Consider the following 18,963-nt stretch of genomic DNA (forward strand, 5'->3'; position numbering starts at 1 on the left):
GGTCCACGCCAGTGGTCCCTGACGTGATCGACGTGGAGGTGTGACCGGCCATGGCCATGATGGTCTCCGACGAGGTGCGCAAGCTGTTCCAGGTCCTCACCGGCGAGGAGTGGCCGGACGCCAACGAGGACAAGCTGCGGGCGCTCGCGGACGCGTGGGAGACCACCGCCAACCGGCTGACCGGCGAACTGGCGCCGGACCTGCGGCGGGCCGTGGCCGGCATCCGGTCCACCTTCACCGGGGCCGCCGAACTGGCTTTCGCCAACCGGATGGCCCCGTACGTCGAGGGCAGCGACAACTACCTCTCCATCGCCGACGAGCAGTTCCGGGCGCTGGCGAAGTTCCTGCGGGACCTGGCGCTGGAGGTCGAGTACGTCAAGATCGTGTCGATCCTGACGCTGGTCTCGCTGATCGTCGAGATCGCCTGGGCCATCGCCATGGCGGGCCCGACCGCGGGCGGCAGCATGGCCTGGCTCGCCGCCCGCATGGCGATCGTGCGGTGGCTGCTCAAGACGCTGCTGGGCAGGCTGCTGATCCGGGTGCTGCAGGCGGAGCTCCTGGGCATCGCGTTCCAGCTGGTGATCGACGTGCTGGCCCAGCTCATCCAGTTCGGCATGGGCAGCCGCACGGAGTGGAACCCGAAGTACACGCTGTCGGCGGTGGCGGTCGGCGCGCTCGGCGGCGCGCTGACCCTGCCGCTGGCCGGGATCGGCAAGGCCATCGCGCACGTCTCCACGTCCGGTCTGGACTCGTGGCTGGGCAAGATCGCCAAGGGCAAGTTCGACTGGCACAAGGCCGTGCCGCACCACCTCACCGAGATCGGTGTCGAGGCGTTCCACGAAACCTTCACCGAGGCGCTGTACAAGTACATCACCGAGGGCGAATGGGAGATGAACCCGTACTCCGCCACCTCGGGCGCGGTGTCCGGCACGGCGGGCGCGGTGGGTACGACGATCGGCGACGCCCTGCACACGCCGCCGCCCCCGACGACCCCCGGCGCGAACGGCACGGGGGAGAACCCGGTGACGAGACCGGACATCGTCGTGGAGGACGACAAGGTCTCGGTGGACGACCCGACGGCCCCGCTGCTGGGACCGAACACCGGGCCGACGGACACCGTCGGCGGGCTGATCGGACCCAAGACAGGCACACCCGTGCCGGTCACCGGCGGCACGCTGAGTCCCCAGGTGGGCACCGGGCAACCCGGCGGCGCCGGGCCCGGTCCGCAGGTCCCCGGTACCGCGACGAACACCGGCGGGCAGGGGCAGAACGGCACGGTCGGCCAATCCGGCAACCAGACCGGGCAGCAGACCAGTACGTCACAGGGCACCACGCGTGGTCAGAACGCGGGGCAGCCCACCACGACTCCGAGCACGACCCCCTCGACCACGACTTCGACGACGACAGCCCCCACGACTTCGACGACCAACACCCCGGCCACCGCACAAACGCAGCCGGTCTCGACGACGTCCACGAGCACGTCCCAGACCTCGACCACCCCGGCCACAACCGCTCAGACCTCGACGACCTCGACCTCGACGACCTCGACGACCAACGCCCCGAGCACAGCGCAAACCACGTCCCAGACCGCCACGACCGCCACCCAAACCGGCACCACCCAGTCCAACTCCGGCCAGAGCGGCGCCGCGCAGTCGCAGTCGACTTCGAACAAGGTCGCGGTGGGCCAGGGCGGCACGCCGAGCACGATGAGCCAGACCAGCTCGACCCAGGCCGGGACCACCCAGTCCACCTCGGGGCAGAGCGGGGCCACGCAGTCGCAGTCGAACAAGGTCGCGGTGGGGCAAGGCGGTACCCCGAGCACGGTGAGCCAGACCAGTTCCACGCAGGCAGGCACCAGTCAGTCCAACTCCGGTCAGAACGGCGCCGCGGCGAACAAGGTGGCTGTGGGCCAGAACGGCATACCGAGCACGGCGAGTCAGACCGGTTCCACGCAGGCCGGGGTCAGCCAGACCAACTCCGGTCAGAGTGGCGCCGCGCAGTCGGCCGCTACCAAGGCCGTGGGCCAGGGCAGCACGTCAAGCACGGTGAGCCAGGCCAACTCGACAGCGACCACACCTGGTCCGTCCGGCAAGGGACTGCCCCGCGCCACCCAATCCACCGCAGGCGGAAAGCGGCGGGCGGACGCGGGTCGCAAGGACAAGGTCGGCGAGTCGGAACTCACCCGGCCCACGACCAGCACCCCTTCCCTCCCCACCACCGCCAAGACGCCCCAGACCGCCGTCGCGACCGCCGGGCCGGACGGCCAAGGCGTGAAGCGGCGCAAGGTCGAGGTCGCCCCGCAGGTCCAACGACGCAAGCCCGCCTTCTCCGTGCCCGGCCGGTTCAGCGACTTCCGCCGGTGGGTCGGGTCCATCAACCCCGCGGGCGGCACCCTCAACTGCGTCGACGCCACCGTCGCGTTCCACTCGACCTGGCGGGGTCAGGCCACCGACGCGGGCACCGGCAGGCAGAGCGCGGGCCGGGCGGGGGAGCGGACCGGGTACGCGCCCCAGTACATCGGCGAGGGCAAGGCCGCCGTCGACGAGGTGGTGCGGCGCGTCCGCGAGGGCGGGCACGGCACCGACGCCCTGGTGTTCACCACACCGCCCGGCGCCAAGGACGGGCACGCGTGGAACATCGTCAACCAGGACGGGGTCGTCTCCCACGTCGATGCCCAGGACGGCACCTGGGGCACCAAGACCCCACCCGCGGGCAAGGTCTGGGCGATCACGCTCGACCCGGCGGGGGAGTTCATCGGCGGGCCGACCCTCGACAACGCGGGCAGCACCGGGCCGCAGGCGATCGGTGACTCGTTCGGGCGGCGGCCCATCGCCAACGTGGCGAACCTCGCCGCGCAAGCCGTCACCGACGCCCGAGGCCACCAGACCGCGGCCGAGCGCTCGGTGCTGGCGGCCGAGCAGCAGCGCCGGTCCGCGCAGGCCCAGGTTGTCGCGGCGAACGAGGCCAACCGGCAGGCCCAGGCCGCGGTCGCGGCCACCCAAGCCGTTGCCGCGCCGCTGATCCAGCGGCTCAACCAGATCCGCGGCCAGATCAACACCGAGGTCGCCACCCTGGAGGACCAGGTTCGCGCCGAGGGCCTGCTCCAGCAGCGCAACGACCGGGCCGACCAGCAGGAAGACGTCATCGCGCAGCGGGTCACGGACGCGCAGACCGGCATGAACAACGCGGCCACCCCCGCGGCGGCCCTGGTCGCCCAGACCGCACGCGACCGCGCCCAGATCGAACTCGACACCCTCGTCGAGACCCACCGTCCACTGCGGACCCAACTCGAGACCGCCACCCGGACCCGGCGCGGCACCCAGGCGCGACTGGCGGCCCTGCGCACCCAGGAGGCCGCCGCGCACGCCGCCGCCCGCGGTCCGCACGTCTCCGCGACCGCGGCCAACACCAGCGCCCAGACGGCGGGCCAACGCACCCAGGCCGCCACCCAAGCCGCCACGCAGACCAACACCCACCACCAGACCACCATCACCCAGCGGCAGGCCGCGGCGGACGCGGTCGCCACCGCCGTCGGCCTCCAGACCCGGATCACCACCGAGGCCGCCACCGAACTGCGCCTGCACAACGAGGCCCAGCGCCGCCTGGGGCTCGCGGACACCGCCGCCGAGGACCTGCGCCTGCTCACCGAACGCGAAGGCCAACTGACCCAACGCATCGAAGGTTTGCAGAACCAGGTCGACCAGACCAAACGGGACATCGCTCGCGACAAAGCGGCGGCCGCACAGCAGAACGCGGGTCCCAGCAACGCCCAGCAGAGCGCACCGCAGAGCACCGCACCGGATCCCCGCGAGCGGACCGTCGCGGAGCAGGAAGCCGAGATCGTCACCCTGACCGGTCAACGCGACCCCATGTCCGCGCAGATCGTGCGGGACACGCGGACCGCGGGACAACTGCGCGACGAGGCCAACGAGGCCCAAACCCAGGCCGACCAGCAGGCCGATCTGGTCGACAACCTGTACAACCAGCTCACCACCGCCCGCGACGACGCCGACACCGCCGCCCAGGCCGCCGCCGCGGCGGCCACCTCGGCCGCGAACACGGCCCGCAACGCCAAGGACCTCGCGGCGGAGGCCAAGAACGCCGCCAAGCAGGGCGACGTCGAACGCGGCCTCACCCTGCTCACCGACGTGCCCTTCGCCGAGCGGATCGCCGTCGAGCGGATGGGCGACACCACCGGTGTGCAGAACTCGGTCACCGGCCTGTTCGGCGACCAGAACGCGGCCATCGCGGGGCAGGCGGGGCAGGCCGCGCGCCAGGCCGTCGAGCAGCACCTGGACGACATCATCAACCAGGGCCACGAGATCACCGTCACCCTCGGCGACGGCACCCAGGCCCGTGTCCTGCTCACCGGCACCCCCAAGCGCCCCGGGGACACGCGCAAGTCCGCCACCGTCAACGCCGTGCCCAACTCCCACCCCGACGTGGTCAAGACGGTGCGCGACGACGCGGCCAACCCCGTCGCCATCTCCACGTCGTCCAACCTGCCGGTCCGCGTGCCGTTCGTGTCGCTGGTGCCGATCGTCGACGTCGTCCCGTTCCTGCGCCCGGTCGCCTCCGCCGGGTTCACCCTCAGGCGCAACCAGGGCATGACGTCGAACAACACCAGCAGGCCCGGTGTGCGGACCGCCGACCGGGCGTGGGTGGAGACCGACATCGAGATCACCGCCACCCGGATCGGCAACCCCAACCCCGCGGTGTCCACAGTGGATGTCGGGATGCGGGTGCCCGCCGTGGTGCCGACCAACACCGCTCCCGTGGCGCTGCCGGACAACGGCCGCGACCAGCTCACCTCCGACGCGGTCCGGGTCCCCACGGCCTTCACCGACGGCATCACCACGCAGGTCGGCGCCCAGCACCGCAAGTCGGTCGCGGACCTGTTGTCCTCGCCGGGTGTTCGGCACATGCGCGACAACGGCCGCGTCACCGAGACCATCGGCGGCCAGCAGGTCGTGGTCACGCCCAACGGCGCCCCGCAGGTGAGCCTGCTCGGCCCGTCCAACAAGGTCGACGAGCAGCGCACGGGCACCGCGCCGTCGTCGGTCATCAACAAGGGCAGCGACATCACCGCCGCCCTCGGCATGGCCGCGGGCATGGACACGAGCGACTTCCAGTGGTTCCTCGGCCTGTTCAGCGACTTCGCCAGCCAGCGCACCGGCGGCTACACCCGCGGCAACGAGTCCGCGGTCGAACGCAACGCCACGCAGCCCGAGCTGGTCTACCAGGTCACCCGCACGCTCGACGTCGCGGTCGGTGCGAACGCGCCCACCCAGGGCACGGTCACGGAACTGGTCACCATTCCCGTTCCCGTGGCGCGGGAACTCGGTTTGCCCATCCCGCAACACCTCTCGCCGACAAACTCCTCGCCGCGCACCGCGGGCAACCAGCCCTACCGGATCGGCACCGACGACATCACCGCCGTGCCGCGCAAGAACGACATCGTCACCTTCATCACCAACGGGCTCGACCAAACGGGCCAGGACGCGGTCAACGAGAAGTTCGACAGCGACCCCAAGACGGTCACCGCCCTCTACAACGCGCTGCACGGCGGCGAGGAGGTCAACTGGATCTCCGGCGGCTTCCAGCACACCCTCGAGATCTACGCTTCCATCACCCCGCCCGCCGGGAGTTTCCCCTCCGGGCAGGCGAAAGCGACCGTGCAGGACCACGCGACCTCGCAGCGCAGGCGCAACGACCAGCTCAGCCGCAACGCGCGTCTCGGCCTCGGCTTCGAGTTCCGGCCGATCTTCAAGGACCGCCCGTCCGGCAAGCCCGAGGGCGGCGGTACGCAGTCGTCCGCGCTGCCCAGGTTCGTCGTCTCCGGCACCTGGGAGCGGAGCCGCGCGTCGATCGTCGGCACCAACGGCCGCGACGGGCGCGTCACCGCGTACGGCGGCGAGTACCGGGGCTTCGACGGCACCATGGAAATCGTCGTCGTCCACCGGCAGACGGTGGAGCCCAACTGGTTCCGCCGGGTCTTCATGGGCGGCAAGATGACCCTCGGCCCCAACTCGGCCGACAGGCTCACCGAACCGACCGCCGCCGAAATCACCAACGCGCTCACGCAGAACGTCAACCTGGCCGCCAACACCCCGCAGCTGAGCAAGCGCACGTTCCACAACGCCGTCACGGTGTCCGCGCCGGTCGACAAGTTCGCGTGGTCCGACCAGCCGGTCACGGCGAGCACGATGACCCCGGGCCTGTTCGTCGGCACCCCGCCCGCGTTGGCCAACGGCACGGTGGTGGTCGACCCGGAGCTGTTCGGCGAGTTCGCGGGCATCGAGCACGTGCGGGTCACGCAGAACAGCGTCGACGCACTCGACATCGTGCTCGCCAAGAGCGTGGAGACGCTGCCCGTGCCCGCCCCGCCGCCCAACATGCCCGCGCCGGTCACCCGGCGTTCCCCGTGGGCGGGCGGCATGTGGCCGTCGTGGGGCACGCGCACCGTCACCGAGACCAACCGCGGCGGTGGCCTGCCGAACCGGCAGATCCGCTACAAGCTCTCCAACCTGACCCGCCCGGGCACCGCGGCGGCCAACGCGGTGCGCGGGTTCGTGTCCCAGGTCGGACGGCGCGGGTTCAGCGTGCTGGGCCTCAACGGTGAGGTCGGCGGCCCGCACAAGCTGGTCGAACCCGGCCGGTTGACCGACATGAACGGCTCGTTGTCCGCCACCGCGGCCTATTCCGCGCCGCGCGTGGTCGATGTGCGCAAGGACGGCCAGTTGCAGCGCAGGCAGGACGGCGACCTGGTCGTGAACAACACCAAGCACCGCCAGTTCGGCGCCGAGGCGGAACTGGCCTTCGACGCGATGCCCCGGCGCGTGTCGCCGTGGGGCGCCCGGGTGCGGATGGTGTTCGGCGGGAACAAGCGCTGGGGCAGGGGAAAGACGAGCGAACTCACGCCCGGTGGCCGTCAGCTCTACAACTACAAGGGCCCGACGGTGTGGGTGGCGATGGACGTCCGCTACACCTACACCGGCGACGTCAACATCCGCAACAGCATCAAGACCGCGACCACGGAAACCGTGCCGGTCACCGTGGACGAGCCGGATGGCGTGCTCGTGCAGCTCCCCGCGCGCACGGCGGCCGAGCTGTTCACCCAGAGCGGCCTGCCGGTGCCGCCGGAGATCACGGCCGTGCTGCCGAACGCGCCCGCCCCCACCGGCGCGACGCAGCACCTGATCAACGGCGGCCCGGGCTACGTTTCCCACGGCACGACAACGGTCTTCAACTCCCGCATGCACGGGCCGGACCCGCTCGTGGGCGCGCGGGCGCGGCTCGACGAGCTCGGCGTGACGGGCAAGTGGCAGCGGGACGTGCTGGAGCGGCTGACGGAGCTGTTCGGCAGTCCACGGGGGATGTTGTCGCTCAAGGACGTGCTGAGCGACAGCGGCATCGTGTCCATCCCGAACAACGACCCGTTCTACCAGGACGTCGTGGACATCCGGATCGTCGCGACGCCCACGGCCCAGCCCGCGCCCCCCGCGGTGGTCCGGCCCGCGTCGCGGATCACGCCGCTGGTGCCGAACTCGCAGACCACCTACTCCTACATCACCACCACGAACGCCCAGCAGAACACCGGCTCCTACCAGCTCTCCGCCGGGTTGCAGACCGACGCGCTGCACCGCACGGCCGCGCCGCGCACCACCAACCCCGACGGTTCGGTCACCGTCGGTCCCGGGTCGAAGCTCGGCATGTTCGGCGCGCTCACCGGTGTCAGCAGGCAGGTCGCGGAGTCGGAGGTCGCGCCGGGCAGCAAGACGCTCAAGCCGATGCGGCTGCTGACCTTCGACCAGCTCGACCGCGCGTCCCACGACGTCACGTACTCGCTGGAGATCTCCCGCGTCCGCACCCCGCTGCCCGCGGCGGACACGATGACGCTCAACATCACCCGGTTGTTCAACCGCAGTGACATGGCCACCACGCCGGTCACGGTGAACGGGTCGGTGGACCTGGTCGCGCCGGACCCCCGGTCGTCGCCCGCGATGACCGCGCCGACCACCGCGCCCACCTTCGACGTGCTGGCGCAGAACCCGCTGAAGCTGCCGCCGACCGACGCCAACCACGTCCAGCAGCAGACGCTGGACCCCGATGCCCAGTGGCACATCGAGTCCATGGGTTCGGACACGGTCAAGGCGATCCGCGAGGCGGTCTTCGCGCAGATGTCGAACCAGCCGGTGGGGAACGGGAACAACCTGCCGCGCAACAACTTCACCACCGCCGCCGCGAACCGGTCCACCTACACCAACAAGGGCACGACGTCGGAGTACGCGCTGCACTCGCTGACCACCGGCACAGCCCTGCACAACGGTGGCTGGTCGCTGTTCAGCGGCCCCACGTACACGACGAGGGGGATCGTCGGCGCCAAGCACGCCCTGTACGACGACCTGGTCGACCTGTCGATCGCCGGGCGGTTCGTGCCGGGCACGTTCCGGCAGGTGCAACTGCCCGGGGGCGGCGGCAAGGTCGACCACGGCCGGGAAACCGAGGACGTCAGCCTGAGCGGGTCCTCGCGCACGGTCACCTGGACGCGGGGCATCACCGCGGCCGGGCAGGGCGGCGGCACCGTGCTGAACCCGAACGACAAGCTGACACCCGGCCCCGCGAACCTGTCGACCGCCCCGACCGCCGGTACCGACAGCGGCATCGCGAACCCGGACGCCAGGACGAACGGCCGGTTCGACCTGACGGTCGAGTCGCAGGGCGGCCGGTCGTACCTGTTCGACGTGACCACCGAGTTCTTCGTGGACGTCAAGCCGCGCAACACGAACTGGGTCCCGGCTCTCGGCCGCAAGATCAAGGGTTGGTTCGGCGGCGGCACGACCCCGCCGGGCACGGTGAAGGTCACGACCACCGACGACGTGCGGGTCCGGGTGTGGGAGGCGGACGCGCTGCGCGAGGGCCTGATCACCATCGCGGACGTGTGGACCGGCACGAACACCGCGCCGCCGACGGGGTTGGGGATCACCCGGGCCGGCGACGGGGCGACCCTGCACCCGAACGGGACACCGGCGCCCGCACCGCCCGCGCCCGCTGTCGTCGGTCGCGACGACCAGGGCCGGACCCTGCACGTGGCGCCCGGGGTGGCGCTGAACCAGGTGGTCGACTTCGTGGCCGGGTTGGGGCTCGACGTGCGACCGCACAACTTCACCGTGCCGAACGGGAGTGCTTTCACCGCAAGGGACATCGCCGACGGGGTGGCGGCGCGGACGGCGGCGCCGGACATCCAGCAGCCCGCCGTGCGACCTGATCCGGTGGTGCCGCCGGAGGGCGCGCCCCGGCCGGTTCGGGTTCCGCCGACCACGTCGAACCTCGGCTCGAGCTCCCGGACCGGTGGGCTCAGCACGGTTCAGGAGGACCAGGCTTGGGAGGCGGATCCGAACAACGCCGGGAGCAGCCAAGGGATCCCGTTGCGCCGGTTCGGGGTGGACGAGGTCACCGGCCCGTGGGCACCGTCGACGCCGAAGGCCACCCCGACGTCAGGTCCGGGCCCGGCGGACGGCCCGCGCGGGACGAAGCGCTCTCGGGACGACTTCGAGGCCGACTCCGGTCCGGTGACCCAGCCCGAGCCGCCCGGTCCCCGTGCGATCCGGGACGTCCTGGCCCCCGCCACGCCGTCGGAAGTCCACGCCCTGGAATCCGTGGTGCCGCCCGGAACCCGCTTCAGCGACCCGAACACCTGGGTGGACCTGGTCAACGGCGTCCGCTCCGACCCGGGCCGCGACATCAACTGCGTGGACGCCGTGGTCTCCTTCCACTCCACCTACCACGGCGTGCCCCGGGTGGCGGGCATCGGCACCCCCGGCCAGGCCCCGCGCGGGGCGGTGACGCAGGCGGCGGAGTGGACCTCGTACGCGCCTGAGTTCATCGGCACCGGCCCCCAGGCGTTGGCGGAGGTGATCGAGCGGGTCACCCGCGCGGGCCACGGCGCCGACGCCATGGTCATCGCCTTCGGCGCGGGCGGCGGACGGGGACACGCGTGGAACGTGGTCAACCACGAGGGCGTGGTCTCCCTCGTCGACCCCCAACAAGGCACGATCGTCCCCGCGACCCCCGACGCCATTCCCAGCCTCGGCCGGGTGCACGCGATCCCACTGGACGCCCAGAACCGTTTCATCCCGGGCGATCCGGTACCGGGCGCACCCCGCGGCCTACCCCACGGCATCGCGACCGACTACGCGTCACTATCCACTTCGGACAATCCGGATTGGCTGTCCCACGTGGACGAGGTAGGCGAGGAACTGGACACGGCCCTCGAATCCGCCGACGACACCCCAGGCGCGAAGGAGCGCGCGGAAGCCCTGGCCCGCCACCTCCGCACCGCCGACGCCCAACGCATGCGCGACCTGGCCCGCCGCGGCGAACCCATCCCCCTGCTGGGCACCGACATCGTCATGGACTTCACCGGCGGCCGCTACCGAGTCATCACCGACGGCCCGGTGGACGCGGGCTTCATCGCGGAGATCGCCGCCGCCATCGGCACGTGGAACATCATCGCCCTGGTCATCGGCTCCGACGCGGAGGAACCCCGGGTCCTGGAGTTCCCACCCCGAGGCCGCCCCTTCCCCCCGGCCTCGGTCGAAGACCCCGACCCGGACAACGAGAACCCGACCTGACCCACAGCCGGAGACCTCGCTCACACCTGCCTGCCGGCAGGTGCGAGCGCCAGGCCGACCTGATGCCGCTCGCTCGCGCAGGGGTCCCCCGCCAGGGGCACCCCTATTTCTTCAGTCTATTCGGCGCAATTGGTCACTGGGGTGGTCGTGGTCGGCCTGTGGACAACTCAGGTCTCGGCGTCGCCACGGAGTTGGTGGCAGGAGCAGCCGAGGTCCTGGCCGTGGCTGTTCTGCTCAGGAAGGCAGGCAGTTGGCCTCGCTGAGCAGTGCGTCGCGGCTGTGGTGCCGGGGAGGTGGTGGCTGAGGCCACCGAAAGTTCACCGACGGTGGTGAACCGCCGGGGGCCGCCCGGCCGTGTGGTGGGTGCGGGGCAGGTGCCCGGCGGGAAGTTCCGGCGAGGAGGGTGTCGTGGCGGTCGCGGTGGAGCGGGCGGGGCACGCGGTGGTCGTGCGCGAGCCGGGTGCGGACGAGCAAGCCGTGGCGTACGCCGCCGCCCTGGCACCGGAGCCCGACCGCACGTCGGTCGTCGTCGGGGAATCGGCGCGCGAGGCCGTGTCGCGGTTGGACCCCTGGGTCGTGGCCGACCTGGACGACCACGTCGGACCCGCGATCCGCCTGCACACCCCCGCCCACCCCGCCGACGGCGTCGTCCCCCTCGCCCGCAGGCTGGCCGACCGCCTCGGCATGGAGGTCACCGCCCCCGACGGCGACCTCGTCACCCTCCCCGACGGCCACGCCTTCGCCCCCACCGGCTGGACGACCCACGGCGACGACGAACCCCGCCCCGCGGGCAAGCGCTTCCCCGAGCCGCCGTGGCAGGCGGACCTGCCCGACGACCTCCCCGCCACCGTCGAGGAGATCCCGGTGGGGCTGTGGATCCGCGCCACGACCGCGCCCCGTCCCGCCGACCCCATCCGGCAGGCGGTCCCCGACCCCGACCGGCCCACACTCGTCGTCGGCGCCCCCGGTGAACCCACCCCCACACCCCGTGCCGTGGCCAACGTCCTGCGCCGGTTCCCCGACGACGTCCGCGTGCGGACCGTCCTGACCCACTACGGCGAACGCGACGAGGTCGACATCGCCCAGGCCGTGGCCTTCGAACTGCGCGCCGCCGTCCGGATGCGGCACGGCGCCCCGGTGCGGCCCACGTGGGAACCGTTCGTGGTGGAGAGCGTCTACCGGCCCGCCTGCGCCCCGGTGGTCGACCGCTGGTCCGCCCCGGTCACCGGCCTGGCGCAGACGGCCCCCGCCCGCTACCGCCTCGCCCCCGGCTGGTCCCTCGACGTCATCGCCCGCGGCCTCCTGGCCCGCCCCGACACCACCGTCCTCGACGCGGCCCTGAACACCCCGACCGGCCCCTACCCCGAACTGCTGGTCGCGGCCGACGAGCTGCCCGCCCCCGTGTTCGACGCCCTGTGCGCCCTGGTCGCGGACCTCCCCGCCGACCTCCGCGCCACCCTCCTCGTCATCGCCGCCACTCCCGGCGCGGTGAAGGCCACCCGCGCCCTGGCCGAACGCCTCAAACCCCCGACGAAGTCCGAACGCGCCCCGTCCACCATCACGATCGACCGCGACGGCGTCCTTTCCGTCATCGAACTCCCCGACGACGTCGACCCGTCCGCCACCGCGCGCGTCAGCCGAGATCAGGTGGCGGCGCTCGAGCGGACGCCGGGCGACCCGGCGGTCACCACTCGGGTGCGCCAGGAGGAAGCATCCGCTGCCAAGGAGTTCCGACGGTCGTTCGAGGCGGCAACCGGAGCGCGTTCGACTCGGCTCGGCGATCAGCTCGCTGTCGCCCCGGCCACCACTAGGGGCAGCCAGGCTCCGCTGCCTCCCCTGCACCGGAGGCCGAGCGAGCCGCCCGCCACGCGGGTGCGCCGGGAGGAAGCGGCCCGGAGGTCGACCGACTCGGAGACCGCCACCCGGGTGAGCCGGGACCAGGTCGTGTCCTTGACCAGGGCCGAGCCCGCGCCGCCGGTCATCGAGCCGTTGCCCGACCTGCCGCAAAGCCCCCAGCGTCCGCCGACCGGGCTACCCCTCGTGACCACCGCCAAGTCGGCGGCGCCGACCACCAGCGCCCCGCCGCCCCTCACCGAGACCGCCTCCGCCACCGCGGGCGACGTGTTCACCCCGCGTCCAGTGGAGGTGAAACCTCCCGTCCCGACCAAGGCGCCCGCGGTCACGGCAGCCCCGACTCCCACGAAGGTGCCCAGCGTCGTGCCCGCCGGGGCCGTGAGCACCGAGGCGCAGCGGCGGCAGGTCCGTGCCGCGCTCGGCACGCGCTACGACTCGGCCACCCAGGCGGTCGTCCGGCTGCTCGCCGAGCGACCGGGCCTCAGGGCCGCGGGCGAGCACGCCGCGCTGGTGACCGAACTCGCCGTCGTCCGCGTGTTCGCGGAGGAACCCGGCAGCTACGACACCGCCTTCCACACCTGCCTCGCCGCGGGCCTCCGGCGGTTGCCGACCTGGCGCGGCGTCGTCGTCCGGGGCGCCGAGCGGGGCGAACGGCGCGAAGGGGAACTCCTCAACCTCCCCGAACCCATGCTCGCCGTCGCCACCGTGGGCGCCGCCGTGCCGGGCGACGTCGAGCTGCTCATCTGGAGCGCTACCGCGCGCAGGCTCGACGGGCTCCTCGACGACGACCGCGGGCACGACGTCGTCCTCCCCGCCCACACCGCGCTGCGGGTGCTGGCCGTGGAGGCCGATCGCGTGCTGCTCGCCGAGGACGGCGCCCCGGTCGAGCGGGCCCTCACCGCCCTGCGCGCCGCGGCCGAGGCGCGCTCTGCCGTCGAGATCCCGCACCACCCCGACGCCGCGCACTGGTTCGGCGCGCTTCCCGCGGCGTGAACCGCACCCCAGGTACCGAGGAGAGCCGATGAGCCAGCGACCCCCCACCCCCACCGAGCACGCCGTCGCCGATGTCCGGCGGGTGGTGGCCGGTGTCGACGAGCGGCAAGGGCTCCTGGACTACCTGGGCGGCAACCCCCACCGCCCGGACACCGACCAGACGGGAGCGCCGGGATGGCTGGACGCGTGAGCGGGACCCGGTCCGTGCTGGGCGTCTCCGCCACCGACGCCGACTGCTTCCGCACCATCAACGACGCCATCGCCGCCGCCGTCGACGGTGACGTCATCTCCGTGCGGCCCGGCGTCTACCGGGAGTCCGTGGTCATCGAGCGGGAGATCACCCTCTCCGGCGCGGGCGCGGCGGGCGAGGTCCGTATCGAGTCGACCGGCGAGCCCGCGCTGAACCTGGCCGCCGAGCACGCGTCGGTGTCGGGTGTCGTCATCGCGCACCGCGACGGCGAGGTGGCCGTCGACCTGCGGGCCGGGGCGCTGCGGATGGAGGAGTGCACCGTCGCCGCCGAGTCCGGCGTCGCGGTGGCCGTGCGCGGCGGCGCCGAACTGTTCGGCCGCGACTGCGTGGTCACCAACCCCGGCGGCGCGGGCGTGCTGGTCTTCGACGGCGGCGGCGCGGAGCTGCGCGGGAGCGAACTGCGCGGTATCGCCACCACCGCCGTGGTCGCGCGGTCCGGCGGCGCGCCCCGGCTCATCGACTGCGTCGTCACGGAATCGGCGGGTGCGTTCCTCGCCGCGGACGGCGGTGGCGGCACGCTGCGGGACTGCCGCATCAGCCGGATCTCCGGGCCCGCCATCGTGGTGGAGGAGAACAGCACGCTGTCCGTCGGCAGCACCACGCTGTCTGAAGTGGACGCTGTCGGTGTGCTCGTCGGAGCGGGCTCGACGCCGTCCCTCCACGACTGCGTCATCGACCGCCCCGGCGCGCAGGGGATCGTCTTGGTCCAGGGCGCCACCGCGACCATCGAGCGCACCCAGGTCCGCGGCGCGCGTGGCCACGGCCTGCACATCCTCGACGGCTCGCGGGCCGAACTCACCGACTGCGCCTTCACCGACTGCGGCCTCGACGCCGTCCTGGTCGGCGGTGGGGGATCCGCCCGGCTGACCAGGTTCGCCGCCACCGGCGGCGCCGGAACCGCCGTCACGGTCGAGGAAGCGGGCGAGGTCGCCCTGGTCGAACCCCGGGTCGAGCGGGCCAAGTCCGCCGGGTTGCGCGCCCGGGGCAACGCGCGCCTGCTCGTCGAGGGCGGCTCGGTGCGCGAGTGCGCGACCGGTGTCGTCTGGGAGGGCGCGGCGTCCGGTGGGATGACCGGCTGCGTGGTCGAGGGCAACTTCGGCGACGGTGTCGTGCTGCGTTCCCAGGAACAGGTCGACGTGCGCGGCTGCCGCGTCGAGCGCAACCGGGGCAAGGACATCCGCGACGAGTCCGAGAAATCCACAGTGGACTCGGTGGCGCCCGCGGCGGGCATCCCGGCGCCGCGGCACGCCGAGTCCGGCGCCATCGCGGACCTGCTGGAGGAACTCAACGGCCTGGTCGGGCTCGACGGCGTCAAACGCGAGGTCGAGACCCTCGTCCGGCTGCACCAGATGGCCGAACGCCGGGCCGCCGCCGGGCTGCCGTCGCCCCCGCTCGGCCGCCACCTCGTGTTCACCGGCTCCCCGGGCACGGGCAAGACCACCATCGCCCGCCTCTACGGCCGGATCCTCACCGCGCTCGGCGTCCTGCGCACCGGTCAGCTCGTCGAGTGCGCCCGTGCCGACCTGGTCGCGGCCGTTGTCGGTGGCACCGCGCTCAAGACCCAGGAGAAGTTCGACGAGGCGCTTGGCGGAGTCCTGTTCGTCGACGAGGCGTACACGCTCTCCGCGGGCTCCGGCGGCAGCGGTCCCGACTTCGGCAGGGAGGCCATCGACACGCTGGTGAAGCTGATGGAGGACCACCGCGACGACGTCGTGGTCATCGTCGCCGGGTACACCAACGACATGCGCGCCTTCCTCGCCGCCAACCCCGGGCTCTCGTCGCGATTCACCCGCACCATCGAGTTCGCCGACTACTCCGCGCCCGAGCTGGTGACCATTGTGGAGGGACTGTGCCGGGCGCACGACTACCGGCTGGAGTTCGAGACCCGCGCCGCCGTGCACGCCTACTTCACCAAGCTCCCGCGCGACGCGTCCTTCGGCAACGGCCGCACCGCGCGGAAGGTGTTCGAGGAGATGGTCGGTCGCCAGGCGTACCGGCTCGCCGAAGACGAGGAAGCCTCACCTGTGGCCCTGACCCGACTGCTGCCCGACGACCTCGGTCCGCTGCCGGGCAGCGGGGTCGGCGCGGGCGCGGGCCGCGTCGACGAGGAACAGGTGGAGCGGTTGCTGTCCGAGCTGCGCGGACTGGTCGGACTCGATGACGTCAAACAGGAAGTGGCCAGCATGGTCGACCTGCTGGCGTCGGCCCGCAGGCGGCAGGAGGCCGGTCTCCCGGTACCGTCGCTGAGTCGTCACCTGATCTTCGCCGGGCCGCCGGGTACCGGTAAGACGACCGTCGCCCGGCTGTACGGGTCGGTGCTCGCGGCGATGGGGGTGCTGGCGCAGGGACAGGTCGTCGAGGTCAGTCGCGCGGACCTGGTGGGGGAGTACATCGGGCACACGGCCAAGCGCACCACCGAGTCCTTCGACCGCGCCCGCGGCGGCGTGCTGTTCATCGACGAGGCCTACACGCTCTCCAGCCGCCCCGGCGGCGGTCAGGACTTCGGGCGGGAGGCCATCGACACGCTCGTGAAGCTCATGGAGGACCACCGCGACGAGGTCGTGGTCATCGCGGCGGGGTACGCCGACGAGATGACCGGGTTCCTCGCCGCGAACCCCGGTCTGTCGTCGCGGTTCTCCCACCACGTGCACTTCGCCAACTACACGGCCGATGAACTGGTCACCATCGTCAGCCAGCACGCCACCAAGATCGGTTACGAGTGCGCGGCCGCCACCGTGGTGTCGCTGCGCGAGCACTTCGCCACCATCCCCCGGCACGCGTCCTTCGGCAACGGCCGCTACGCCCGCCAGGTGCTCGACGAAGCCGTCACCCGGCACGCCCGCCGCACCCGGTCCATCCCCACGCCGACGATCGCAGACCTGTGCGTTCTGTTGCCTGAGGACATCCCCGCGGCGAGTCCCTCGGGCAAACCACCCGGACAGCGGTGAACGCTTGATGTGACTATCGGGCAACGGTCCTGCTCCAGGGGGAGGAGCTGGTCCACACCAGTCGGAGATCCGGATAGAGTGCCGTACCGGAGCGGGCGGCAACTCCTTTCGGGAGAACTTCATGGGCTACGGCCTCGGTATCGACCTGGGCACCACCTTCACCGGGGCGGCGGTGGCGAAGGGTGGTCGCACCAGCATGGTCTCGCTGGGGCGGCAAGCGGTCGTCGAGCCGTCGGTCGTGTACGCCGGGGTGGACAAGGCGTTGCGCACCGGTGACGCCGCGGTGGCCGCCGGGGGTGGGGAACCGCACCGGCTCGCGCGGGGGTTCAAGCGCAGGCTGGGAGATCCGACGCCGTTGGTCGTCGGCGGCGCGGCCTACTCGCCCGCCGCGCTGCTGGCCGCGCAGCTCAAGGACGTCCTCACGCGGGTCACCACCACCCTCGGCGGCCCGCCCGAGTCGATCGTGCTGACCTGCCCCGCCGTCTGGGGCCCCTACCGGCGCGAGCACTTCGACGAGGTGCCCCGCCTCGCGGGCGTCACCGGCGCCGTGCTGGTCACCGAACCCGAGGCCGCCGCCACCCACTACGCCGCCGAACGAAGACTCGGCGACGGGGAACTCGTCGCCGTCTACGACCTCGGCGGCGGCACCTTCGACACCACCATCCTGCGCGCCAACAACGGCGGCACCGAGATCGTCGGCACCCCCGAGGGCATCGAACGCCTGGGCGGCATGGACTTCGACGAGGCGCTGTTCGCGCACGTCGACGCCGAACTCGGCGGCGCGCTGTCCGCATTGGACCCGACGGACGAGTCCGCCGCGGGCGTGCTGACGGCGGCGCGGCTGGAGTGCGTGCGCGCCAAGGAGTCGCTGTCCATCGAGCCGGACGTCATCATCCGCGTCGGCTTGCCCGATGGGGCACGCGAGGTCATGGTGACCCGGCTGGCCTTCAACGACATGATCCGGCCGTCGGTCGAGCTGACCGTCGAGGCGCTGCACCGCACGATCGCCTCCGCCGGGCTCACCCCGCGCGACCTCGCCGCGGTGCTGCTCGCGGGCGGCTCCTCCCGGATCCCGTTGGTGGACCAGGTGGTCTCCGCGGCGTTCGGACGTCCAGTGCGGACCGGTCTGCACCCCAAGTTCACCGTCGCGCTCGGGGCCGCCGCCATCGCCGCGCGCGGGTTGAGGGCGCCCGTACCGCCGCCGCCACCCGCTCTGCGAAAGCGCTTGCGCGCCAAGGTTTTGGTCCCGCTCGCCGCGGTAGCGCTCGTCGGTGTCGGGATCGCCGTTGTGGCAAGCGGCGGCGAACCCTCCGGCCCACCCGGCGTGGACGCCGCGGTCCAGCCCTCCCGGCCCGGCGCGAGCCTAGACAAGCCCGCGGTGGTGGGCAGCGTCACCGGGTTCGGCAAGCGACCGCGCGGCGTCGCGGTCACCGTCGACGGGTCCAAAGTGTACGTTCCAGGTGGCGCGTCGAACTCGATCGCCGTCGTCGACCGCGCCACGCGCAAGGTCGTGCGCACGATCAGCACACCGGCGCCCGCGCAGTACGCCGTCGTGGTCCGCGACAAGGTGTACGTCACCCTCGACACGCCGAGCAACGCCGTCGCCGTCATCGACACCACGCGCGACGAGATCACCGCGACGATCCCGGCGGGCCACGCCATGTTCGCCCCTGGTACCGACGGCTACCGCGTCTTCATCCCCGACCACGACGCCGGTCAGGTGCTCGCCCACAGCGCGGGCGAGCCGACCGCCGCGCCGTTCGCGAACGTGCCCGAGGGCCCGCGCGGGGTCGTCGTCGCCGACGGCAGGCTCTGGGTGGTGAGCGCCGAGGCCGGGCAGGTGACCGCGCTCGACGCCGCCACGCGCAACGTGCTCGGCACCGTCGAAGTGGGCGAGGGCGCGGTTTCCCTTGCCGTGGCGCCCGATGGGGAGACCTTGTACGTGGTCAACAACGACGCGGGCACGGTGCTGTTCGTCGACGCCGACACCTACAAGGTCACCGACACGGTCAAGGTCGGCGGCAGGCCGCTCGCCGTCGCCACCGCCCCGGACGGCAGGCACGCGTACGCGGTCAACAACGCCGACGGTACCGTCACCGTGATCGACACGCTGTCCGCCAAGGTCACCGCCACCGTGCCGGTCGGCAGGGAACCGTGGTCGATCGCGGTCACCCCCGACGGCGCCGAGGCCGTGGTCGCCAACGCCGACTCCCTGTCGGTGCTGCGCGTGGGCAGCGAGCGGTGAGGGGTAGGGATATCCCTACCCCGGTCGGGGGTTGGCCCC

The 18,963-nt window shown here is 72.4% G+C and carries 5 protein-coding genes; all 5 read left to right on the forward strand.

Translation table 11 applies throughout. The features are described 5' to 3' along the window. The first annotated feature begins 50 nt into the window (after positions 1-50). The 5 genes from CLV40_RS00515 (at position 51) to CLV40_RS00530 (ending at position 18,924) form a co-directional block, all read left to right on the forward strand. Entirely contained in the window at positions 51-10,634 is a 10,584-nt protein-coding gene (locus CLV40_RS00515) for a toxin glutamine deamidase domain-containing protein (protein WP_104475821.1), read from the forward strand. A gap of 408 nt (positions 10,635-11,042) precedes the next feature. Next, positions 11,043-13,481: a hypothetical protein gene (locus tag CLV40_RS00520; RefSeq protein ID WP_104475823.1), complete on the forward strand. Its 2,439-nt coding sequence runs from the start codon at positions 11,043-11,045 to the stop codon at positions 13,479-13,481. 28 nt (positions 13,482-13,509) lie between these two features. After that, a complete protein-coding gene (locus tag CLV40_RS37640) occupies positions 13,510-13,671 on the forward strand; it encodes a hypothetical protein (protein ID WP_181043241.1) in 162 nt (53 codons plus the stop codon). Then, complete coding sequence (locus CLV40_RS00525) at positions 13,668-16,679, forward strand: right-handed parallel beta-helix repeat-containing protein (RefSeq protein WP_245930906.1); 3,012 nt, start codon at positions 13,668-13,670, stop codon at positions 16,677-16,679. The genes CLV40_RS37640 and CLV40_RS00525 overlap by 4 nt, the downstream gene beginning before the upstream one ends. Before the next feature lie 121 nt (positions 16,680-16,800). Beyond that, positions 16,801-18,924, forward strand: a complete 2,124-nt coding sequence (locus CLV40_RS00530) for an Hsp70 family protein (RefSeq protein WP_104475827.1) — start codon at positions 16,801-16,803, stop codon at positions 18,922-18,924. Positions 18,925-18,963 lie beyond the last annotated feature (39 nt).

It is taken from the genome of Actinokineospora auranticolor (genome assembly GCF_002934265.1).
In the GTDB taxonomy this organism is placed as follows: Bacteria; Actinomycetota; Actinomycetes; order Mycobacteriales; family Pseudonocardiaceae; genus Actinokineospora; species Actinokineospora auranticolor.